The organism is Curtobacterium sp. NPDC089185, from assembly GCF_040685235.1.
Taxonomy (GTDB): domain Bacteria; phylum Actinomycetota; class Actinomycetes; order Actinomycetales; family Microbacteriaceae; genus Curtobacterium; species Curtobacterium citri.
This window is the reverse complement of record NZ_JBFBHK010000010.1, coordinates 61,458-83,111: the sequence shown is the minus strand read 5'-3', so window position 1 is coordinate 83,111 and position 21,654 is coordinate 61,458. Positions and strand designations below refer to the sequence as shown.

The following is a 21,654-nucleotide window of genomic DNA, read 5'->3' as shown; positions in this document are numbered from 1 at the left end:
GCGTCAGCGCGCCGCGAGCGCGCCCTCGTAGAGGTCGCGCTTCGACAGGCCGGTCGCGTCGGCGACCGCCGCAGCGGCCTCCTTCATGCGCGACCCCGCGGCCACCCGCTCGAGCACCAGCCGGACGCCGTCCTCGATGCTCGTCACGTCGAGCGCACCGGTCGAACCCTCGACGACGACGCAGATCTCGCCGCGGACGCCGTCCGCCGCCCACGCGGCGAGCTCGGCGAGCGTGTCGCGACGGACCTCCTCGTGCAGCTTCGTGAGCTCCCGGCAGACCACCGCTCGGCGGTCGTCGCCGAAGCCCGCGGCCATGTCGGCCAGCGTGTCCGCGAGCCGGTGCGGCGACTCGAAGAACACCATCGTGCGCTGCTCCCCCGCGAGCGACGCGAAGAGGCGACGCCGCTCGCCGCCCTTGCGGGTGGGGAACCCCTCGAAGCTGAAGCGGTCCGTCGGCAGACCGGAGACGGCGAGCGCCATGAGCACCGCGGACGGACCCGGGAGGGCGGTGACCGTGACGCCGGCGGCGGCGGCCGCCTCGACGAGGGGGAAGCCCGGGTCGCTGATCGCAGGCATGCCCGCGTCGGTGAGGACGACGACGTCCTCGTCGCGGGCCAGCTCGACGACCTCGGAGGCCTTCGCCCGCTCGTTGTGCTCGTGCAGGGCGATGAGCCGCGGGCGGTTCTCGATGCCGAGCGCCCGCATGAGGTGGATCGCGGTGCGGGTGTCCTCGGCGGCCACGACGGTCGCGTTGGACAGGGTCTCGACGAGTCGGCGCGACGCGTCGCCGAGGTTGCCGATGGGCGTTGCTGCGAGGACGATCACCTCCCCATTGTGGTGGCAGGTCCCGCCACGGGGCGATCCGTAGGATGCTGCCGATGACCAGCGAGCTGACCGACGACCGCGCCGCCCTCGTCGACGGGCCGGTCGGCTCCCGCCTGGACGACTGGTGGGGCCGGGTCCTGTCGACGTCCCGGCGCGTGGCCGTGTGGCGGTGGACGGGCCCGCTCGCGGTGACGCTGCTCGCCGCCGTGCTGCGGTTGGCCGGCCTCGGTCACCCCCACTCGCTGGTGTTCGACGAGACGTACTACGTCAAGGACGGCTGGTCGATCGTGCACCTCGGCTACGAGGGCACGTGGCCGGCGAACCCGTCCGGCGACGGGGCACCGACCACCGACCAGCGGTTCGCCGACGGTGAGACCGACCTCTACTCGCGGGCGGCCGAGTTCATCGCTCACCCGCCGCTCGGCAAGTACCTCATCGGGCTCGGCATGCTGCTCTTCGGCGCCGACAGCTCGTTCGGCTGGCGCATCACCGTCGCCGTGCTCGGCATCGCGACCGTCTTCCTGACCGCGGTGATCGCGCGCTCGCTCTTCCGGTCGACCGCGGTGGGGACGCTCGCGGGCTTCCTGCTCGCCGTCGACGGGCAGGCGATCGTGCTCTCCCGGGTGACGCTGCTCGACGGCATCGTCACGTTCTTCGTCCTGCTCGGTTCGGGAGCGCTGCTGCTCGACCGCCGGTGGGCGCAGCGACGACTCGACGCCTGGGTGGGACGCCGGGCCGCCGCCGGACGGGACACGCTCTGGGGGCCGGTGCTCCTCTGGCGACCGTGGTTGGTCGCCATGGGGATCGCCCTCGGGCTCGCGTCGGCGACGAAGTGGTCCGGGCTGTACTTCCTGGCGTTCTTCGCGCTGTACTCCGTCCTCAGCGACATGCTGATGCGCCGCCGGGCCGGCGTGGCGTTCTGGTCGTCGAGCGCGTTCCTGCAGCAGGCACCGGTGTCGTTCCTCCTCACGGTGCCGATCGCCGCCGCGACCTACCTGGCGTCGTGGACCGGGTGGTTCCGCACGTCGGGCGGATGGGACCGCGACTGGATCGCGAGCGGCGGCGAGCGGTGGAGCGGTGTGCTCGCGTGGGTGCCGGACTCCCTGCAGAACTGGTGGCACTACCAGTCGGAGATCTACGGCTTCAACATCGGCCTGCACACCCCGCACTCGTACCAGGCGAACCCGCTGCTCTGGCTGCTCATGCAGCGCCCGACCTCGATGTACTACCAGGGCACGGACGCCGGCCAGGACGGCTGCTGGGCGGACCGCTGCGGCGAGGCGATCACCGGCATCGCGAACCCGTTCGTCTGGTACGCGTCGGTGATCGCGGTCGTGGCCCTGCTCGTGCTCTGGATCCTCCGCCGGCGGTGGGAGTACGGCTTCGTCCTGATCGGCGTCGCCGGCGGGTACCTGCCCTGGCTCATGTACACGGACCGGACGGTGTTCCAGTTCTACACGGTCGCCTTCGAGCCCTACATGGTGATGGCGCTCGCGGCGGCGATCGGACTCGTGGCCGGCTCCCGCGACGACCCGCGGCCCCGGCGCACGCGGGCGCTCGTCTGGATGGGCGTGTACCTCGGCGTCGTCGTGCTGGCCTCGGCCTACTGGTACCCCATGTGGACCGGCCTGCAGATGCCGTGTGACTTCGTCCGTTCCCACTACTGGCTGCCGAGCTGGCTCTAGGCGGGTCCGGCCGCCGGACGGGAGGCGCGTCGCGGCGCCGCCACGCGCCTCCCGTCCGGCTCCGCTCAGGTCCCGACGCGCCGCGGCAGCGTCAGGACGGGCCGTGCAGCGCGTGCTCGATCGTCGCGCGGTCCAGCGGCGCACCGAGCATCGGCTGCCGCCCCGTCGGGGGCAGGACGCCCTCGATCACGACCTCGGCGTAGCGCCGCCAGGCGTCCGGGTCGTGGTCGCGCGTCCGGTCCGCCACGGCGCCGACCATGACGGTGAGCATCGGCAGGTCGGACCATGCGAAGCCGGCGCGCACGACGCCCGCGGCGTGCGCCCGCTCGATGATCGCGTTGACCTGGGACTCGAGCCGGTCGCGCTCCTCGACCACCGACGGGCGGGCCTTGCCCGCGCGCACGATGGCGTCGGCGAGGGCGCGGTCACGCGCCCGGAACTCGAAGACGCCCATCAGGTAGACGCGCAGCCCCTCGCGGGGGTCGGACTCCTCCGCGGCACGGGCGGCGGCGGCGTTCATGGCCTCGAACTTGGTGGAGAGCAGCGCCTCGATCAGGGAGTCCTTGTCGGCGAACCGCCGGTAGACCGTCCCGACGCCCACACCGGCCTCGTGCGCGATGTCGTTGAGGGTCACCGACAGGCCGCGTTCCGCGAAGCACTTCCGTGCCGTCTGCAGGATCAGCTCGCGGTTGCGCGCGGCATCGGCGCGCAGGGGGCGCTCGAGGTCGGGCGCGGAGTCGGTGGTGCTCACGGACCCGACCGTAGTTGAAGTTTCTGGGAACAAACGGATGCGATGACTCCGTTTCGGTCTACACTGACGACAACCGGATGCGACGCATCCGGTTCCACCTCCTCGCGAAGCGCTCGACGGCGCGTGCTCCGCCACCTCCACCCTTCACCGAAGGAGGCTGCCGTGACGGCAGAACAGACCGTGCCGACCCCCACCGGGGCCGCACCCGCGACGACGAGCCCGACCGGCTCGGGCGCCGCTCCCGAGAAGGCGAACCGCCGGTGGATCGCCCTCGCGGTCATCGCGCTCGCACAGCTCATGGTGGTGCTCGACGCCACCATCGTGAACATCGCCCTGCCCTCGGCCCAGGCCGACCTGGGCTTCGGCAACGACCAGCGGCAGTGGATCGTCACCGCCTACTCGCTGGCGTTCGGCTCCCTCCTGCTCCTCGGCGGGCGCCTCGGCGACCTCTTCGGCCGCAAGAACACGTTCATCGTCGGGCTCGTCGGCTTCGCGGCCGCCTCGGTCCTCGGCGGCCTCGCCGACTCGTTCGGGCTGCTCGTCGCGGCCCGCGCGCTGCAGGGCGTCTTCGGCGCGCTGCTCGCCCCGTCCGCCCTCGGCATGCTGACGACGACCTTCCGCGACCCGAAGGAGCGCGGGCGCGCCTTCGGCATCTTCGGGTCGATCGCCGGCTCGGGTGCGGCCATCGGCCTGCTCCTCGGTGGCGTCCTGACCGAGTACACCTCGTGGCGCTGGTGCCTGTACGTCAACGTCGTGTTCGCGGTGCTCGGCGTGATCGGCGCGCTCGTCTTCATGGCGCGGCCCCCGAAGGTCGAGCGACCCCGCATCGACGTCGCCGGGGTCCTGACGATCACGGCCGGTCTGGTCGGCATCGTCTACGGCTTCTCGAACGCCGAGTCAAACGGCTGGGACGCCCCGCTGACGATCGTCATGCTCACCGCCGGCGTCGTGCTCGTCGCCGCCTTCGTGGTCATCGAGACGCGGGTCGCACACCCGCTGCTCCCCCTGCGCGTCGTCCTCGACCGCGACCGCGGCGGGGCCTTCCTCGCGATCGGCCTGGTGGCGATCGGGATGTTCGGCATCTTCCTGTTCCTGACCTACTACCTCGAGCAGACGCTCGGCTTCAGCTCGCTGCAGACCGGGCTGGCGTTCCTCCCGATGCCGCTGTCGATCATGATCTCGGCGACGCAGATCGGCGGCCGCCTGCTCCCCCGGGTCGGGCCGAAGGTGCTCATCTTCGCCGGCGGCCTGGTCGCCGCGACGGGACTCCTGCTCCTCCTCCGCACCGACGTCGACAGCTCGTACGCGGGGACCGTCCTGCCCGCGCTCATCGTCATCGGTCTCGGCATGGGCACGATCTTCTCGTCCGCGATGAACACGGCGACCACCGGGGTGGCCCGGGCGGACGCCGGCGTGGCCTCGGCGACGGTGAACACGATGCAGCAGATCGGTGGATCGATCGGTACCGCACTGCTGTCGACGATCTTCGCCGACGTCGTGGCGGACAGCCTCTCCGGGCTGTCGGCAGCGCCGACGAAGCTGCAGCAGGCCCAGGCCGTCATCGACGGGTACCACGTGGCGTTCGGCATCTCGGCGGGCGTGCTCGTGCTCGTCGCCCTCGCCGGCGGCCTCCTGATCAACCGGCAGTCGGTGCGGCTCGCCAAGCTCGAGCACGCGTCGAGCGCGACCACGGGCAGCATCCCCGCGGCAGCGCACTAGCCCGGTCTCGCGGCGGGGCACCCGTCCTGTCCCGCGGCGGGGCACCAGTCCTGTCCCGCGGCGGGACACCAGTCCTGTCCCGCGGCGGGGCACCCGTCCTGCGACATCCCACGCGTCGATCGACGCGTGGGATGTCGTCGTTCCGGCCCCTTGCGTGCCAGTCGACCTCGCCGTCGGGACAGTGGCGTTGCGCCCCGTGTCGGACACCCTCGCTCGCGTCAGGGGTGGCGGATATCGTGACGGCCATGGCCCCCGTCCTGACCTCGCCGCTCGTGTCGACGCAGTGGCTCGCCGACCACCTCGGCGCCGACGACCTCGTGGTCGTCGACGCCTCGGTGCGGACCGAGGGCACGGGGACCGCGACGCGCTGGCAGGGCGCCCACGACGCGTACGAGCAGCACGGGCACGTGCCCGGCGCGCGGTACGCCGACCTGCTCCACGACTTCTCGGCGCCCGACGCCGACCTGCCGTTCACCCGTCCGGGCGCCGAGCACTTCGAGGCCGCCGCACGGGCACTCGGGGTCACCGCGGCGAGCACGGTCGTGGTCTACGACGACGGCGTCGGCGAGTGGGCCGCACGCCTGTGGTGGATATTCCGCGCGTTCGGCTTCGACACCGCCGCGGTGCTGGACGGCGGCTTCACCAAGTGGCGGGACGAAGGGCGCCCCGTCCGGGTCGGACCCGTGCGCGCGACGCCCGCCACCACCGGCGCGGACCCGTTCCTGGCCGGGGAGGAACGGCCGGTCTGGGCGGACCACGACCGCGTCCTGCGCGCCGTGCACGGCGAGGAACCGGCGGCGGTGGTGCTCGCCGCGCCCGCGTCCTCGCTCGGCACCGACCACCCGGGCATCGTGCCGGGCAGCACGGTCATCACCACGGACGACGTCGTCGACCCGGTGTCGAACACGCTCCGACGACGTCCGGCCCTCGCCGAGGTGTTCGCTTCCGTGCTCGGCGCCGACGAGGTCGTGACGTACTGCGGGGTGGGCAGCGCCGCGTGCGTGGACGCACTCGCCCTGACGGTGCTCGGGCACGACCGGGTGCAGGTGTACGACGGGTCCCTGGCGGAGTGGTGGCGGCTCGAGCCGGAGCTGCTCGCGTCCTGACGCTCCCACCGGGGACACCGCCGCGCACTAGCGTGGGCACCATGAGCAGCAGACGCGCGGTCGTCCTCGGCGGTACCGGCGGCATCGGTTCGGCGGTGGTCCGCGACCTGCTCGACGTCTCGGGTCGCGGCGGTGACGACTGGCAGGTGGACGTGCTCGCGCGCCGCGGCGGTCCCGCTGCCGACGCCCTGACCGCGGCGGGCGCGACCTTCGTCCCCGGCGACCGACGGGACACCACGGTGCTCCGTGACCTGCTGCGGCCCGGCGCCGACCTGCTCGTCGACACCGTGGGACTGACACGTGACGACGCCCTGCAGCTCCGCCCGTTCCTCGACGACGTCGGCTCGACGGTGTTCGTGTCCTCGAAGGCCGTGTACGTGGACGACCGGGGGCGGCACGCGAACTCCGTCGACCGTCCCGTGTTCGGCGGCCCCGTCTCCGAGCTCCAGCCCACCGTGACGGCCGGCGACGGCGACCCGACCACGCGCGACGGGTACGGCGCGGCGAAGGTCGCCGCCGAGCAGGTCCTCCTCGACCACGGCGCACCGGTCACCGTGCTGCGACCCTCGAAGGTCCACGGCGTCGGCATCGGGCGTCCGCGCGAGTGGTTCGTGGTGCGGCGTGCGCTCGACGGTCGGGAGCGCATCCTGCTCGCCGACCACGGCCGCGGCGTCGACCACACGACCGCGGCCAGCGGCATGGCGTCCCTCGTCCGGCTCGTCGCCGACGCACCGGACCGCCGCATCCTCAACGTCGCGGACGAGACCGCGCCGGACGTCCTCGAGATCGTCCGCACCCTCGCCGGGCTCGCCGACCACCGCTTCGACGAGGTGCTGCTCGACCAGGACGCCCCCGCGTTCGTCGGGACGACGCCGTGGAGCTCCCCGTCCCCGTTCGTCCTCGACACCACGGCGGCGCGGGCGCTCGGATGGCAGCCGCCCCGGTACGCCGATGCCGTGCGCCCCACGGTCGAGTGGCTGCTCGAGACCGCCCACGCGGTCCCCGCCGGCGGCGACGTCCCCTGGGCCGAGGACCCGTTCTGGGACCGCATGTTCGACTACGGCCCCGAGGACGCCGCGCTGGCGCTCCTCTCCCTCGGCCGGGACTGAGGCGGGGATCGAGCCGGTGCCCCGGTCGGAGGTGCTGTTCGTCGGCGGCCGGTCGGGCGTCGGGAAGTCGACCGCGGCCGAGGCGCTCCACGACCTGCTCGTCGCCGCGGACGTGCCGCACGCCGTCGTCGAGGGCGACCTCCTCGACCTCGCGCACCCCGCACCGCACGTCGCGCACCCCGCTGCACACCTGGCGGAGCGGAACCTCTCGGCGATGTGGGCCGCCTACCGCGAGCTCGGGCACCACCGGCTCGTCGTCACGAACACCGTGTCCGTGCTGCGGACCGCCGAGCTCGCCGCGGCGATGGGCGACGACCCGCTGGTCACCGCCGTCCTGCTCCGCGCCTCCGACACCACCACCGCCGGACGGCTCGCCCGTCGCGCGGGTGGTGCCGTCCCGCAGGCGCAACTGGCCCACAGCACGGCGACGGCCGGGAGGCTCGACTCAGCCGTAGCGGACACGGTCACCCGGGTGGACACCGATGGGCGCACGCCGGCTGAGGTCGCGCGCGTGCTCGGTGCACTGACCGGCTGGTTGCCCGCCTGAGACTCCGTAGCCCGTGGCCCGTGGTCTGTGGCCGGTGGACTGTGTACGGCGTCGCTCCGTCCACGGATCCACACGCCGGGACCACCGTCCAGCGCGACCGGGGCAGGCTGGACGCATGAACGACAACCGGCTCGGGACCGCGGTCAGTCCGTACCTCCGCCTGCACGCCGACAACCCGGTGGACTGGCGGGAGTGGGGACCGGAGGCCTTCGCCGAGGCGCGGGAGCGTGACGTCCCCGTCCTCGTGTCGGTCGGATACGCGACCTGCCACTGGTGCCACGTGATGGCGCGTGAGAGCTTCTCCGACCCGGAGATCGCCGAGCTCCTGCGGCGTGACTTCGTCGCCGTCAAGGTCGACCGCGAGGAACGTCCCGACGTGGACGCCAGCCTGATGGCCTCGGCGAGCGCGTTCACGCAGCAGCTCGGTTGGCCGCTCACGGCCTTCGCCACGCCGGAGGGCCGCGTCTTCTTCGCCGGCACCTACTACCCGCCGACGCCGGTCGGACAGGTCGGCTCGTTCCGCCAGGTGCTCGCGGCGGTGCTCGACGCGTGGACGGAGCGTCGGCACGAGGTCGACGCGAACGCCGGTGCCATCGCGTCGGCGATCCGGCAGGGTGCCGAGGCGGACGCAGCCGCCCAGGGCGGCGAGGTGACCGCGCGGGTCGAGCCGCGCCTCCCGTCCGTCGACGCGGTCCGGGGCGTCACCGCGCAGCTCGCCACGGCGGAGGACACGACGTACGGCGGGTTCGGTGGCGCGCCGAAGTTCCCCGGCGCACCGCTGCTCGAGTTCCTCGCCGACGTGGCGGCCGACGACACCGCCGATGCCGACGCCGACGCCGAGCGCGTCGCGGCCGGGCTGCTCGACCGGAGCCTGCAGGCGATCCGGTCGACCGAGCTGACCGACGCCGACGGCGGCGTGTTCCGGTACGCGACCAAGCGGGACTGGAGCGTGCCGCACTACGAGCGGATGCTGTACGACAACGCGGGCCTGCTCGCGGTCGCCGACCGCGACCAGGCGAGGGGCATCGCGGACTTCCTCCGGGACACCCTGCGGCGCCCAGACGGTGCGTTCGTCGCCGCACAGGACAGCGAGTCCACCATCGACGGCCGCCGGGTCGAGGGCGAGTGGTACCGGCTGCCGCTCGACCAGCGGGGCCGGTACGCGCCGCCTCCCCTCGACGACCAGGTGCTCACCGGCTGGAACGGCCTGGCGATCCGGGGACTCGCCGTCGCCGGGGCGCGGCACGACGACGCCGAGATGATCGCGCTGGCCCGCGCCGCCGCCGACGCCGTCCTCGCCGCGCACGTGCGGGACGACCACGTCGTCGTCCGCTCGAGCACGGCCCACGGAACGTCGTCCGCACCGCCCACCATCGAGGACGTCGGACTGCTGGCGGAGGGGCTCCTCGAACTCGCACTCGTCACGGGTGCGGTCGGGTACGCCGTCACCGCCCGGAGCCTCGTCGACGACGGGCTCGCCGGGCGGTTCGAGGCCGATGCCGTCCTGGCGGCCGCCGGGACCGCGACGGGCGAACAGCCGCAGACCGCGATGCGCTCGGGGACCGTGGCGCTGGCGTCGACGGCCGCGGTGCTCGCGGCGCTCACCGGGGACCAGGACCTGCGGACGGCGGCGGCCTCCCTCGTGGCTGACCGCGCACGGACGGGGACGGAACGGCCGCTCGGGCACGCGGACGCCCTCGGACTGGCACTCGCGCTGCAGCGCCCGTCGCGCGAGGTCGTCGTCGTGGCCGCCGTCGACGATCCCCTCCGCCGGACCGCGCGGCACGCCCGCCGACCCGGCACGGTGGTGGCGACCGTGACCCCGGAGCAGGCCCGCGCGTGGGCCGACGCCGGGTTCTCCTTGTTCGCCGGTCGCGACGGGACCGCTCCCGCCGCGTACGTCTGCCACGACCACGTCTGCGCCCTGCCGGCACACACGGACGCCGAACTCGCCGACCAGCTCCGCTGATCGTCCCCGCTGGCCGACTCCGCTGGCCGTCCCCGCTGGCCGTCCCCGCTGGCCGTCCCCGCTGGCCGACTCCGCTGCCGGCGGACGACGATCCCACCGACGCCACTCGCTCCGCTATCCTGGAATGCTCATGTCTGCCACGCCCGTCATCACGTACCCGCCCGAACTGCCGGTGTCGCAGCGGCGGGACGACATCGCCGCCGCGATCCGCGACCACCAGGTCGTGATCGTCGCGGGTGCCACCGGCTCGGGCAAGACGACGCAGCTGCCGAAGATCTGCCTCGAGCTGGGGCGCGAGTCCATCGGACACACGCAGCCCCGGCGGATCGCCGCCCGGACCATCGCCGAGCGAGTCTCCGAGGAGCTCGGCGGCGAACTCGGCGACCTCGTGGGCTACCAGGTGCGGTTCACCGACAAGGTGAGCGCGAACACCCGGATCAAGCTGATGACCGACGGGATCCTGCTCAACGAGATCCACTTCGACCGCGACCTGAAGCGCTACGACACGATCATCATCGACGAGGCGCACGAGCGGTCCCTCACGATCGACTTCCTGCTCGGGTACATCAAGCGGCTCCTCCCCCGCCGGCCCGACCTCAAGGTGATCATCACCTCCGCGACGATCGACCCTGAGTCGTTCTCGCAGCACTTCGGCGGTGCTCCGATCATCGAAGTGTCCGGCCGCACCTACCCGGTCGAGGTCCGCTACCGACCGCTCGTGGCCGAGGACGCCGGCGACGACACCACCGACGAGACCGATCCGCGCACGGACGACAGCGGCGACGGCGGGAACGCCGACGACCGCGACGTGCTGCAGGGCATCACCGACGCGCTCGACGAGCTGGCGCGCGAGGACCCGGGCGACGTCCTCGTGTTCCTCTCCGGCGAGAACGAGATCCGTGACGCGCAGGACGCCATCGAGGGCAGGCGCTACCCGGGCACCGAGGTCCTGCCGCTCTACGGTCGGCTCTCCGCGGCGGACCAGCACCGCGTCTTCGACAAGCGCACCACGCCGGGCGTCCGACGTCGCGTCGTCCTCGCGACCAACGTCGCGGAGACGAGCCTCACCGTTCCGGGCATCAAGTACGTCGTCGACACCGGCACCGCCCGCATCTCCCGGTACTCCCCGCGGGCCAAGGTGCAGCGCCTGCCGATCGAGGCGATCAGCCAGGCGAGCGCGAACCAGCGGTCCGGCCGCGCGGGCCGCACGAGCGCGGGTATCGCGATCCGGCTGTACTCCGAGCAGGACTTCGACCGGCGCCCGGAGTACACCGACCCCGAGATCCTCCGCACGAACCTGGCGGCGGTCATCCTGCAGATGATCTCGCTCGGGTTCGGCGACATCGAGTCGTTCCCGTTCCTCCAGCCGCCGGACTCCCGGGGCGTCAAGGACGGCCTCGACCTGCTCCGCGAGCTCCGTGCGGTCGACGCCGACGGCCGGATCACGAAGTCCGGCCGCCAGCTGACCCGCCTGCCGATCGACCCCCGCCTCGGTCGGATGGTGCTCGAGGCCGGCCGACAGGGCGTCGGGCGCGAGGTCATCGCGATCGTCAGCGCCCTGAGCATCCAGGACCCGCGCGAACGGCCCCTCGAGAAGCGTGCGCACGCCGACCAGCTGCACGCGCGCTTCGCCGACCCCACGAGCGACTTCCTGACGCTGCTCAACCTCTGGAACCACATCGAGGACAAGCAGGACGAGATGTCGTCGAGCGCGTTCCGGCGGCTCTGCAAGGCCGAGTTCCTGAACCACCTGCGCATCCGCGAGTGGCAGGACCTGTACCGCCAGCTCTCCCGCGCCGCGAAGCAGGTCGACGTCCGCGTGGGGCAGTCCCGCTCCGAGGACGGCGACGCCGTGCACCGGTCGCTCCTCGCCGGGCTCCTCAGCCAGATCGGGCTCCGCGACAAGGAGAAGCGCGACTACCTCGGCTCGCGGAACACCCGGTTCGTGGTGTTCCCGGGCAGCGTCCTGGCGAAGAAGCAGCCGGACGCCGTGATGGCCGCCGAGCTCGTCGAGACGAGCCGCCTGTTCGCGCGCACGGTCGCCAGGATCGACCCCGCCTGGGTGGAGCCGCTCGCCGGTGACCTCCTCAAGCGCACCTACGGCGAACCGCACTGGGAGAAGAAGCAGGGCGCGGTGGTCGCGTACGAGCGGGTGACCTTGTTCGGCGTCCCGATCGTGCAGCGCCGGCGCGTGCAGTACAAGCGCGTGGACCCGGAGCACTCGCGCGAGCTGTTCATCCGGCACGCCCTCGTCGAGGGCGAGTGGGACGCGCAGCAGGCCTTCGACCGGGCGAACCGGAAGCTCCGCCGCGAACTCGAACAGCTCGAGGAACGCACCCGTCGCCGCGACATCCTGTTCGACGACGAACGCGTGTACGAGTTCTACGACGCCCGTGTCCCCGCCGACGTCGCCACCACCCGCGACTTCGAGGGGTGGTGGCGCCAGGCGCGACGCGAGCAGCCCGACCTGCTCACGATGCGCCGGACGGACCTGCTCGACGAGGACGCCGCGGAAGCAGCGCAGGACCAGCAGGAGTACCCGACGCAGTGGCGCTCCGGCGACCAGCGCCTGGCGATCAAGTACCGCTTCGAGCCGGGCGCGCAGGACGACGGTGTGAGCGTCCAGGTGCCGCTCGCGCTGCTCCCCCGGATGCGCGAGGAGGGCTTCGACTGGCAGGTCCGCGGGCTCCGGAAGGAGCTCGTCACCGCGCTCATCAAGTCGCTGCCGAAGCAGATCCGCAAGAACGTCGTCCCCGCAGCGGACTGGGCCGAGAAGATCGTCGCCGAACTGCCCGACGACGCCCCCACCGAGCCGACGGAGTCGTTCCGCGCGACGCTCGCCCGGGCCATCCAGCGGATGACCTACGTGTCCGTCAGCGAGTCCGACTTCGACCTCGGTCGCGTCCCGGCGCACCTGCTGCCGACGTGGGCCGTCGTCGACGAGCGCGGCCGCCGGGTGGAGACCGGCAAGGACCTCTCGGCGCTGCAGACGAAGCTCAAGGACCGGACCCAGCAGAGCGTCGCCTCCGCGACGGTGCAGGCGGCGGCACGGCCGGGAGGCGCGGCACGCGTCGCCGGGGCGGCCTCCGGCGCGCAGGTGGAACGGTCCGGCCTCACCGCCTGGCCGTCCCAGGACCTGCCGCAGGTCCTCGACACGAAGCAGGCGGGCGGCGTGATCCGCGCCTACCCGTCGCTGGTCGAGGAGGGCGAGGGCCCGAAGGCGACCGTCGGCGTGCAGCTCCTCGCGACCCCCGGCGACCGGACCGTGCGGATGCCCGCCGGTGTCCGACGGCTCGTCATGCACGCGGTGCCGTCCCCGGTGTCGTACGTGCAGTCGCACCTGACCGCGCAGGAGAAGCTCGCCCTGGCGGCGAGCCCCTACCCCTCGACGGCGGCACTGTTCGACGACGTCCTCGCGGCGGTCGTCGACGCCGGCATCCGACGGCTGCACCCGGACGGGCTGGTGTTCACGAAGGCGGAGTTCGAGGCCGTCCGCGACGCCGTGTCCGCGACGGTGGTCGACACGATGTTCACCGCCGTGTCCGAGGTCGCGGCTGTCCTCACCGCGCAGCGCGCCGCCGACAAGTCGATGAAGCAGGCGAACTCGATGGCGCTGCTCCCGGCACTCACCGACATGCGCCAGCAGACCGAGCGCCTGGTCTTCCCGGGCTTCGTCGCGGTCGCCGGACTCGACCGGCTCCGACGGATCCGGGTGTACCTGCAGGGCATCGACGCGCGCGTGCAGAAGCTCCTGCAGAACCCGGGGCGCGACGCGACGTGGATGCGCGAGGTCACCGTGACGACCGACCGCTACACGGACGCGGGCGGCACCTTCCCGCCCGCCGTCGGGGCGCACCCGGAACTCGTGCACGCCCGGTGGATGCTCGAGGAGTTCCGGCTCAGCCTGTTCGCGCAGGAGCTCGGCACCGCCGAGACCGTTTCGCTGCCGCGCATCACGAAGGCCCTGGCCGCCGCCCGCTGATCGGGCTCAGCCGGCGTCGGTGGCCAACCCCTCGGTCGCCAGGCCCTCGACGACGGTGACGTTCGGCAGGGCCGCCGCCAGGACCGTGCCCGGCAGGAAGACCTTGGCCCCGCGCAGGCCCGCGCCGATGACGACCTCCGGGGCCTCGAGCACGCGGGCGTCGACGTACACCGGCCAGTCCGCGGGGAGCCCGATCGGCGTGATGCCGCCGTACTCCATGCCGGTCAGCTCCACGGCCTGGTCCATCGGCGCGAAGCTCGCCTTCCGGACGTCGAGCAGCCGCTTGACGACCCGGTTCACGTCGAGCTTCGTCGACGCGAGCACCACGCACGCCGCGTAGCGGACCTCGTCGCCGCGCTTGCCGGCGACGACGATGCAGTTCGCCCCGCCTTCGAGCGGGTACCCGTAGGCGTCGGAGAACGCGGCCGTGTCCGCCAGGTCAGGGTCGATCGGCGCTGCCTCGATCCGGGCGAGCAGGTCGCTCGGCAGCCCGACCAGGGCCTGGGCGACGGGGATCGCCAGGAACCCGGTGGCGACGAGTACGGGGGAACGGTCGAGCGTGGGCATGCGTCCGACCGTAGCCAGGCCCGTCCGGTGCCATGATCAGGTGTGCAGCTCCACGACTTCCCCGTCCCGGACACGGCCGCGGCGCGCGCGGCTGCGACGCTCGCCGACGCGTACCAGTCCCCCGCCCTCACCGCGCACGCCGTCCGGTCCTGGTACTGGGCCGAGGGCTTCGCCGCCGTCGACGGCATCACGGCGGTCGACCACGAACTCCTCTACGTCGCCGCGCTGCTGCACGACATCGGCACCGTCCCGGAGTTCGACAACGTCCGCAGCTCGTACGAGCACGCCGGCGGCCACGTGGCGATCGCCCTCACCACGGGCGCGGGCTGGAGCGGAGCACGACGCCAGCGCGTCCTCGACGTGATCGTCCGGCACAACTGGCCGAGCGTCGACGTGTCCCTGGACGTCGAGGGACACCTGCTCGAGCGGGCGACCGGGCTCGACATCAGCGGGGTAGACGCCGACGGGCTCCCCGTCGACTACCTGCGCGAGGTCGTCCGCGCGTTCCCCCGCGGGTCGATCGCGGCCGAGTTCGGCGCCTGCGTCGTCGACCAGGCCGACCGGAAGCCCGACACCGCTGCGCGGCGGATCGTGGACGCGGGGGTCGTCGAGAAGCTCCGGCACAACCCGCTCGAGCGGCTCGGCTGAGGCCGACCGGCACGGTCGGGAGGGTGCCGGCGATCAGGCGCGCTCGTCGATCGACCGCGCTCCGGGCACCGGCGGGGCCGGATCGTCCGACGACTCGGGGTCGTCCGCCCGCGCCCACTTCACCGTCCACCGCACCAACGGCTGCACGCGGTCCCACGCCGCGGTGACGTCGTCGAGCGGGCTCTCGAGCGGCAGGTGCACGAGGGCGGCGTAGTGCTGCATCCGGAGCAGGTCGATCCGCGGGTGGTCGGCGTCGTACCCGCGCGGGGCGGTCTTCAGCGGCGGACCGGCCAGTTCGTACCCGGCGTCCGTCAGGGCGTCGAGCTCCCGACGGAGGGCGGCCGCGGCCCGGGGGTGCTCGTCGATCGCGGTGCGCGCGGCGTGCAGCTGATCGCGCGACGGTTCGTAGAGTCCACCGCCGACCTGCAGCCCGTCGGCCCCGGCGCTCAGGTACACGCCGCCCGCGGTGAGCCCGGTGTCCTCACGGTACGGGCGCTTGTCCGGCGTGAACCGCAGGTCGCGGTGCTGGCGGAGCACCCGTCCGGGACCGTAGCGCCGCTCGGCCACCTGCAGCAGCGCCTCCATGGGGTCGCGGACGTGCCGCTCCCAGTCCTCCCGGTGGTCCTCGAACCACGACTTCTCGTTGTGGGCGGCGAGCCCGCGGAAGAACGTCGCCAGCGCGGGCGAGAACGGCGTCTCGGTCATGTCCCGAGTGAACCGCCCCGGGGTGCACGGTCGTCGGCAGCCCGGGGTACGAGACTGGCCCGGTGAACGAACTCCGACCGATCGACCTCGACACCTGGCCGCGGCGCGAGCACTTCGCGCACTACCGCCGGGAGCCGTGCGCATGGGAGCTGACCGTGGACGTGGACGTCACCGCGTTCGTCGCTGCGGTGCGAGCGGCCGGTGTGAAGACCTACCCGTCCCAGATCTGGGCGATCTCCACGGTCGTGAACCGCCACGCCGAGTTCCGGATGCAGCTCACCCCCGACGGGCAGCCCGCCGTGTGGGACGTCGTCCACCCGACCTTCACGGTGTTCCACCCCGACACGGAGACGTTCTCGGTGCTCGTGGTCGAGCACGACGACGACCCGCGGGCGTTCCACGACGCGGTGGTCACGACGACGGCGACGTACCGGGACGACCACCGGATGTTCCCCCAGGGCACGGGCCGCACGGACACGTTCGACGTGTCGACCCTCCCCCGCACGTCGTTCACCGGCTTCGCCCTGCACCTGACCGGTGCCGAGGACCACCTGCTGCCGATCGTCACGCTCGGCCGCCACCGGCAGCAGGGCGACCGCACCCTGATGCCGCTCGCGCTGCGGGTGAACCACGCGGCAGTGGACGGCTTCCACGCCTCCCGGTTCGTCACCGAGCTCGAGGAGCTGTTCGCCGACCCGTCCTGGCTCGGCTGACCGTCCCGTCCCCCGGTCGCACACCGCCCGGGAGCACCGTGGTCGGCATGCACGACGACGAACTCACCGCCCTCGCGGTCTCCCGCGCCCTCGACAACGTCGCCGACGGTGGCAAGCCGTTCGCCTGCCTGATCGTCCGCGACGGCGAGGTCGTGGTCGAGGCCGTCAACAACGTCGCCCAGACCGGCGACCCGACGGCGCACGCGGAGATCCGGGCGATCCGCGCCGCCGCCGAGCAGGGCGTCACCGACCTGACCGGCCACGAGGTGTTCGTCACCGCCTACCCGTGCCCGATGTGCCTCGGCGCGCTGTACTACGCGCAGCCGGACCGCGTGGTCTTCGCGGCGACCCGCGAGCAGGAGGGCGAGCACTACGAGGACGGCAACCGCCTGATGACGCTGGCGACCTTCTACGACGAGTACGCGAAGCCGGTCGAGGACCGCGCCCTGCCGACCGAGCAGGGTCGGGTCGACGACCCGACGGCGCCGTTCCGCGAGTGGACCGCCCGCCACCCGTCCTGACCAGGGTGACGACGGACGGGAGGATCATGGCGGGCCCGCAACGATCCTCCGTCCGTCGCCACGCACCTGCGTGAGCCGGCCCTGTGGCGTCTCGCATCGACTGCGGCGGCCCGATCGACCAGGCTGGGTGCGTGACCGACGACCGTTTCGCCCGCTCCTTCGGATCCGCCGTCGATGCCTACGAGCGTGGGCGTCCGAGCTACCCGGATGCCGTCGCAGCGGCCCTGGTGCCGGACGGGACGCCGCTCGTGGTCGACGTCGGCGCAGGGACCGGGAAGTTCACGCGGTCCCTGCTCGGCCGCGCGGCCGAGGTCGTGGCCGTCGAACCGGACCAGGCCATGCGCGCCCGGCTGACCGAGCTACTGCCGACCGTCCGCGCGGTCGACGGCACCGGCGAGGCGATCCCGCTGACGGACGGATCCGCGGACGTCGTCACGTTCGCGCAGTCCTGGCACTGGGTCGACCGAGCGTCGGGTAGCGCCGAGGCCTGGCGGGTGCTGCGACCGGGCGGGACCCTCGGGCTCGTCTGGAACGTCCGCGACGAGACGCGGCCCTGGGCCGCGCGGGTCGGCGCGATCGTCTCGCAGCCCGAGGCGCGCACGGTGCAGCAGGAGCAGCCGCTCGTCGGGCCGCCCTTCGACACGGGCGTGCACGAGACGGTGCGGTGGACGCACGAGCAGGACCGCAGGGCGTTCCTGGACGCGATCGCCTCGCGCAGCTACGTCATCGTCCTGCCGGAAGACGAGCGGCAGGCGGTGCTCGACGCCGTCCGACGAGTGGTCGACGAGGACCCGGAGACGGCGGGGCGTCCGACGATCCCCGTCGACTACGTCGCGCACGTACACCGGTACGTCCGGTCCTGAGGACTCTGCTCCGAGTTCGTCTGAAGAGCCGCAGTCGTCTCAGGGAGCCGGCGTCAGCCGGTAGAGCACCTGCGGACGGCCGCGACGGCCGTACCGGTGCGCCAGGTCGATGGCGCCCGTCGCGACGAGGTGGTCGAGGTAGCGGCGCGCGGTGGCGCGTGAGGTGCCGGTGGCCCCGGCGACCTCGTCGGCCGAGCGGGCGACCACCGGGTCGAGGGCCGCGACGACGCGACCGAGCGTGGTCGCGCTGACGCCCTTGGGCAGGGCGCCCTCGGAGGTGTCGCCCGAGGCGCGGGCGGGGGTGACCACGCGCACCGAGCCCGTGGCGAGCAGGCGGTCGACGTCGCCCTGCCCCATCGGCACGTCGCGGTGCGCGTCGTCGCGTGACCGGCGCTCGACGGCGTAGGCGCGTAGTCGGTCCTGCAGGGCCTCGCGGTCGAACGGCTTGAGCAGGTACCCGACCGGGTGCGCGGCGAGCGCCTGCCGCACGGTGACCTGGTCGCGCGAGGAGCTGACGACGAGCACGTCGGTCCGGTCGACACCGGCGAGGTGCATGCGGTGCAGCACCTCGATGCCGCTGATGTCGGGCAGACGCATGTCGAGGAGCACGAGGTCGACTCCGCGCTCGACCGAGGCCAGTGCGGCGCCGCCGGACGCGACCGCCCCGACGACCGCGAACCCCTCGGTCGCGGCGACCCACCGGGTGTGGAGTGCGCGGGCGCCCGCGTCGTCGTCGACCACGAGCACCCGCAGCGGTGCGGACCCGGACGCCGTCACGACCCCGCCGCCATGTCGACGTCGAGCCGGGCTCCGCCGAGCGCTGCCGAGCGCCCGACGACCACCGACCCGCCGCGGGCGGTGGCGGTGCGCCGGACGACCGCCAGGCCGATGCCCCGACCGAGCCCGGTCTCGTCGGCCTTCGACGACCAGCCGCGGGTCAGCACGCGGTGGGCGTCAGCCGGGTCGATGCCCGGGCCGTCGTCCTCGACCGTGACCGTGGTGCGCCCGTCCCGGGTCGCGACGGTGCAGGCGACGGTGGTCGCCCCGGCCTCGGCGGCGTTGCGGCACAGGTTCGCGGCGACGAGCAGCACCGCGTCGTCGAGCACGACGTCGTCGGCGACCCGCAGGTCGAGCGTGGCACCGGCCGCGGCGAGCTCGGACCGCACCGCCGCGACCGACGCCGTCGCCACCGCACCCCGCCGCGGCGACCCGGCACCGCCGCCGCTGGTGAGCCCGGGCGCGACGGCGTCGATGTAGGCCATCGCGTCCTCGTCGTCCCCCTGCTCGACGAGCCCGCGCACCACGTGCAGCCGGGTGCCGAACTCGTGGGCCTGCTCGCGCAGTGCCTCCGTCGTCCACCGGACCTGCCGACTCTCCGCGTCGACCGCGTCGGCCCGGCGCAACCGGCGCGCGATCACGAGCGACAGGACCACGCTCGCGAGCGTCGCGGTGACGAGTGCACCGGTGCTCCACGGCAGCAGGGTGCCGAGGGCCCGCTCCCGGTCGGCCGCGATGGTCGACTCGAGCACGCCGACCGCGACGACGCCGACGACCCCGCCTCCGTCGTCGCGGATCGGCACCTTGGCGCGGAGCGTCGCGCCGGACGGGCCGGTCTCGGTGCCGACGAACCGCGCACCGCCGAGCACGGGTGCGATCGTCGTCTCCACGGGCTCGCCGCGTTCCGCGGGGTCCGGGTGGGTGATGCGGACGCCCTCGTCGTCGGTGACCACGACGTAGGAGACGCCGGAGGCGCCCTCGACGAGCGTCGCGATGGGTTGCAGCGCCGCGGTGGCCGACGCGAGGTCGTCGGCGTCGGCGAGCGCCCCCGGGGTGCCCCGGTCGGCGGCCGACGACACCGCGTCACGCACCTCGGGCAGGTCCGCCAGGCTCGCGGCGACACCCGACACCCGGTCGACGACGGAGCTCCGGATGCTGCGCTCCTGCACCACGGCGGCGACCCCGGTCGTGACGCCGGTCGCCGCGAGCACGATGACGCTCGGGAGCGCGAGGACCGCGATCCGCCGCAGCCGTCCGGGACGTGCCCTGGTCACCGTGGCGTCCTCCTCCGGCCGCGACGCCGTGAGCGTCAATGAGCACAACTCCGCCGCCGGCTGCTCGTCCGGTCGGCGGCTGCCATCGTACTTCTCGACCTGCGCCACGACGACGTGCGCAGGAGGGAGCCATCGATGCCAGAGCAGTCAGTGCCGGAGCAGTCAGTGCCGGCGCGGTCCGGACCAGGGCAGGCCGTGCCGGGGCAGTCCGTGCCGACGGGGTCGCCGACCGGGCCGCGTGTCCGTCGTCCCGTCGCCCGCGTGGTGGGTGCGGCCGTCGCCGCGGTGTCCATCGCGGTCGCCGCCTTCGGGTCCGTCACGTCGGCAGCGGCCGGCGGGGACCCCACCCGGTCCGTGACCCTCGTCGCACCCGCGGCTGCCGGCGGTGGCTGGGACGGTGTCGCCCGGTCGATGCAGCAGGCCCAGCGCGCGAACGGGATCGTGAACGCCGTCCAGGTCGTGAACATGCCGGGCGCCGGCGGCACCATCGCGCTCGGCAACGTCGCGCGGCTCGCGGGGCAGACCGACACGCTGCTCGTCGGCGGGACGGGACTGCTCGCCGCGGAGATCCAGTTCGGCTCCGCCGTCACCCACGACGACATCACGCCGCTCGCGGTCACCGTCGAGGAGTACGACGTGATCGTCGTCCCCGCCGACTCGCCCTACGAGACGCTCGACGACCTCGTCGCAGCGTGGCGCGAGCGCCCCGGCTCGGTGCCGTGGACGGGCGGCGGTTCGTTCGACCAGCTCGTCGTCACCGACCTCGCCGTCTCGGCCGGGATCGACCCGACGGACACGAACTACATCCCCTCGGACGGCGGCGGCGAGGCGATCCAGGCGCTCCTCAACGGCACGGCCGCCGCGGCGTCGGGCGGGTACCCGGACAACATCGACCAGATCGAGTCCGGTCGGCTGCGGGCACTCGCGCTCGTCGCTGCGGAGCCGGTCGACGGCATCGACATCCCCACCGCGGTCGAGCAGGGGCACGACGTCACGCTGACCAACTGGCGCATGATCGCCGCGCCGGGCGGGCTCGACGACGACCAGCGGACGCAGCTCACCGACATCGTCCTCGACACGGTCCGCACCCCCGAGTGGGCGGACGCGATGCAGCGGTACCACTGGACCGAGCGGATCATCACCGGCGGGGACCTCGACGCGTTCATCGACGAGGAACGCGAGCGGATCCAGGGACTGTACGAGGAGCTGGGCCGGTGAGCCGTCCGAGCAACCCCACGTCGTCGTCCGCGGTCGTCGGGCAGCGGCTCACGCTCCGGGCCGACCCGGGCCGGGTCGCCGCGGTAGCGAAGGAGCTGACCACCCCGGCGCTCTTCACCGCCTTCGCGGTCTACCTCGTCGTCGGCATCGTCACGATGGAGGTCCCCGCCGGCACCGCGTTCCCCGGGCCGGCGGTCTTCCCCGGACTCGTCGCCGCGGCGCTCCTGCTGCTCGCCGCCCTGCTGGTCGTGCGGTCCGTCCGGGCCGCGCGCGGCCGACGGGTCGGGTCCGACGGCACACCGCCGGAAGCCCGCACCGACGCCGCCGGACGCGCCGACGCGCACACCGCCGCCGCCGACACCGACACCGACACCGACACCGACACCGACACCGACACGACCGGCACCTCGGTCGAGCAGCGCTCGGTCCGCGTCGACTGGCGCTCCCTGGCCTGGGTCGTCCTGTCCTTCGCGGGCTTCGCGCTGCTGCTCGGCGTGCTCGGGTGGATCGTCGGCGCCGGGCTGCTGTTCCTCGGCGTCGCGAAGGGGCTCGGCGCGCCCGGCTGGCTGCGTCCGCTCGTCGTCGGGCTGACGGTGAGCGCGATCAGCTACATCGCCTTCGACATGCTGCTCGACCTGTCGCTGCCCTCGGGCATCGTCGGATGGGAGTTCTGAC

General features: G+C 73.4%; 19 protein-coding genes. 13 read left to right on the top strand and 6 right to left on the bottom strand.

The genetic code is table 11. The features are described 5' to 3' along the window. Positions 1-3: 3 nt before the first annotated feature. The gene (rsmI, locus tag AB0N84_RS11905) at positions 4-825 is read right to left on the bottom strand and encodes a 16S rRNA (cytidine(1402)-2'-O)-methyltransferase (RefSeq protein WP_363546479.1); all 822 of its coding nucleotides are present in this window, start codon (positions 823-825) and stop codon (positions 4-6) included. 53 nt (positions 826-878) lie between these two features. Here rsmI and AB0N84_RS11900 point away from each other — a divergent pair, with 53 nt between their 5' ends. Beyond that, on the top strand, positions 879-2,510 hold the full coding sequence (locus AB0N84_RS11900) for a phospholipid carrier-dependent glycosyltransferase (protein WP_363546476.1): 1,632 nt from the start codon (positions 879-881) through the stop codon (positions 2,508-2,510). Positions 2,511-2,601: 91 nt separating this feature from the next. Here the strand turns inward: AB0N84_RS11900 and AB0N84_RS11895 are convergent, their stop codons facing one another. Beyond that, the gene (locus tag AB0N84_RS11895) at positions 2,602-3,261 is read right to left on the bottom strand and encodes a TetR/AcrR family transcriptional regulator (protein ID WP_182047127.1); all 660 of its coding nucleotides are present in this window, start codon (positions 3,259-3,261) and stop codon (positions 2,602-2,604) included. 162 nt (positions 3,262-3,423) lie between these two features. Between AB0N84_RS11895 and AB0N84_RS11890 the strand changes: the two genes are divergently transcribed. The 6 genes from AB0N84_RS11890 to hrpA all read left to right on the top strand — a co-directional run bounded on the left by AB0N84_RS11890 (position 3,424) and on the right by hrpA (position 13,693). Beyond that, a complete protein-coding gene (locus AB0N84_RS11890) occupies positions 3,424-4,980 on the top strand; it encodes an MFS transporter (RefSeq protein ID WP_289459567.1) in 1,557 nt (518 codons plus the stop codon). Between the two features lie 245 nt (positions 4,981-5,225). Continuing rightward, entirely contained in the window at positions 5,226-6,086 is an 861-nt protein-coding gene (locus AB0N84_RS11885) for a rhodanese-like domain-containing protein (RefSeq protein WP_363546472.1), read from the top strand. Between the two features lie 41 nt (positions 6,087-6,127). Continuing rightward, the gene (locus tag AB0N84_RS11880; RefSeq protein WP_363546469.1) at positions 6,128-7,195 is read left to right on the top strand and encodes an NAD(P)-dependent oxidoreductase; all 1,068 of its coding nucleotides are present in this window, start codon (positions 6,128-6,130) and stop codon (positions 7,193-7,195) included. A 16-nt stretch (positions 7,196-7,211) separates the two neighbouring features. Further along, positions 7,212-7,742 carry an ATPase gene (locus AB0N84_RS11875; protein WP_289459561.1) on the top strand — a complete coding sequence of 177 codons (531 nt, stop codon included), beginning with the start codon at positions 7,212-7,214 and terminating at the stop codon, positions 7,740-7,742. Positions 7,743-7,857: 115 nt separating this feature from the next. After that, positions 7,858-9,711 carry a DUF255 domain-containing protein gene (locus tag AB0N84_RS11870; RefSeq protein ID WP_363546466.1) on the top strand — a complete coding sequence of 618 codons (1,854 nt, stop codon included), beginning with the start codon at positions 7,858-7,860 and terminating at the stop codon, positions 9,709-9,711. A gap of 130 nt (positions 9,712-9,841) precedes the next feature. Then, positions 9,842-13,693, top strand: a complete 3,852-nt coding sequence (hrpA, locus tag AB0N84_RS11865; protein WP_363546464.1) for an ATP-dependent RNA helicase HrpA — start codon at positions 9,842-9,844, stop codon at positions 13,691-13,693. A gap of 6 nt (positions 13,694-13,699) precedes the next feature. Here hrpA and AB0N84_RS11860 read toward each other — a convergent pair whose 3' ends face one another. Further along, entirely contained in the window at positions 13,700-14,260 is a 561-nt protein-coding gene (locus AB0N84_RS11860) for a YbaK/EbsC family protein (RefSeq protein ID WP_182047120.1), read from the bottom strand. Between the two features lie 42 nt (positions 14,261-14,302). Here AB0N84_RS11860 and AB0N84_RS11855 point away from each other — a divergent pair, with 42 nt between their 5' ends. Further along, entirely contained in the window at positions 14,303-14,908 is a 606-nt protein-coding gene (locus tag AB0N84_RS11855; RefSeq protein ID WP_182047119.1) for an HD domain-containing protein, read from the top strand. 33 nt (positions 14,909-14,941) lie between these two features. On the opposite strand, the gene AB0N84_RS11850 is transcribed toward AB0N84_RS11855, so the two are convergent. Beyond that, positions 14,942-15,613, bottom strand: coding sequence for a DUF2461 domain-containing protein (locus AB0N84_RS11850; RefSeq protein WP_363546460.1), 672 nt, complete (start codon positions 15,611-15,613; stop codon positions 14,942-14,944). Positions 15,614-15,675: 62 nt separating this feature from the next. Here AB0N84_RS11850 and AB0N84_RS11845 point away from each other — a divergent pair, with 62 nt between their 5' ends. The 3 genes from AB0N84_RS11845 to AB0N84_RS11835 all read left to right on the top strand — a co-directional run bounded on the left by AB0N84_RS11845 (position 15,676) and on the right by AB0N84_RS11835 (position 17,710). After that, the gene (locus AB0N84_RS11845) at positions 15,676-16,326 is read left to right on the top strand and encodes a CatA-like O-acetyltransferase (RefSeq protein ID WP_363546457.1); all 651 of its coding nucleotides are present in this window, start codon (positions 15,676-15,678) and stop codon (positions 16,324-16,326) included. Positions 16,327-16,373: 47 nt separating this feature from the next. Next, a complete protein-coding gene (locus tag AB0N84_RS11840) occupies positions 16,374-16,847 on the top strand; it encodes a deaminase (RefSeq protein ID WP_363546454.1) in 474 nt (157 codons plus the stop codon). 131 nt (positions 16,848-16,978) lie between these two features. Continuing rightward, the gene (locus AB0N84_RS11835; RefSeq protein WP_363546451.1) at positions 16,979-17,710 is read left to right on the top strand and encodes a methyltransferase domain-containing protein; all 732 of its coding nucleotides are present in this window, start codon (positions 16,979-16,981) and stop codon (positions 17,708-17,710) included. A gap of 39 nt (positions 17,711-17,749) precedes the next feature. Here AB0N84_RS11835 and AB0N84_RS11830 read toward each other — a convergent pair whose 3' ends face one another. Beyond that, entirely contained in the window at positions 17,750-18,487 is a 738-nt protein-coding gene (locus AB0N84_RS11830; protein ID WP_363546448.1) for a response regulator, read from the bottom strand. After that, the gene (locus AB0N84_RS11825; protein ID WP_363546445.1) at positions 18,484-19,761 is read right to left on the bottom strand and encodes an ATP-binding protein; all 1,278 of its coding nucleotides are present in this window, start codon (positions 19,759-19,761) and stop codon (positions 18,484-18,486) included. The genes AB0N84_RS11830 and AB0N84_RS11825 overlap by 4 nt, the downstream gene beginning before the upstream one ends. Before the next feature lie 135 nt (positions 19,762-19,896). Between AB0N84_RS11825 and AB0N84_RS11820 the strand changes: the two genes are divergently transcribed. Then, entirely contained in the window at positions 19,897-20,979 is a 1,083-nt protein-coding gene (locus AB0N84_RS11820) for a tripartite tricarboxylate transporter substrate-binding protein (RefSeq protein ID WP_363546442.1), read from the top strand. Beyond that, positions 20,976-21,653 carry a tripartite tricarboxylate transporter TctB family protein gene (locus AB0N84_RS11815; RefSeq protein ID WP_363546439.1) on the top strand — a complete coding sequence of 226 codons (678 nt, stop codon included), beginning with the start codon at positions 20,976-20,978 and terminating at the stop codon, positions 21,651-21,653. The genes AB0N84_RS11820 and AB0N84_RS11815 overlap by 4 nt, the downstream gene beginning before the upstream one ends. The last annotated feature ends 1 nt before the right edge of the window (position 21,654 follow it).

Bases quoted from the DNA above. Each gene is read 5' to 3' on its own strand.
- AB0N84_RS11885 (WP_363546472.1), top strand. From the start codon at position 5,226: ATGGCCCCCGTCCTGACCTCGCCGCTCGTGTCGACGCAGTGGCTCGCC.
- AB0N84_RS11860 (WP_182047120.1), bottom strand. From the start codon at position 14,260: ATGCCCACGCTCGACCGTTCCCCCGTACTCGTCGCCACCGGGTTCCTG.
- AB0N84_RS11900 (WP_363546476.1), top strand. From the start codon at position 879: ATGACCAGCGAGCTGACCGACGACCGCGCCGCCCTCGTCGACGGGCCG.
- AB0N84_RS11870 (WP_363546466.1), top strand. From the start codon at position 7,858: ATGAACGACAACCGGCTCGGGACCGCGGTCAGTCCGTACCTCCGCCTG.
- hrpA (WP_363546464.1), top strand. From the start codon at position 9,842: ATGTCTGCCACGCCCGTCATCACGTACCCGCCCGAACTGCCGGTGTCG.
- AB0N84_RS11850 (WP_363546460.1), bottom strand. From the start codon at position 15,613: ATGACCGAGACGCCGTTCTCGCCCGCGCTGGCGACGTTCTTCCGCGGG.
- AB0N84_RS11880 (WP_363546469.1), top strand. From the start codon at position 6,128: ATGAGCAGCAGACGCGCGGTCGTCCTCGGCGGTACCGGCGGCATCGGT.
- AB0N84_RS11820 (WP_363546442.1), top strand. From the start codon at position 19,897: ATGCCAGAGCAGTCAGTGCCGGAGCAGTCAGTGCCGGCGCGGTCCGGA.
- AB0N84_RS11840 (WP_363546454.1), top strand. From the start codon at position 16,374: ATGCACGACGACGAACTCACCGCCCTCGCGGTCTCCCGCGCCCTCGAC.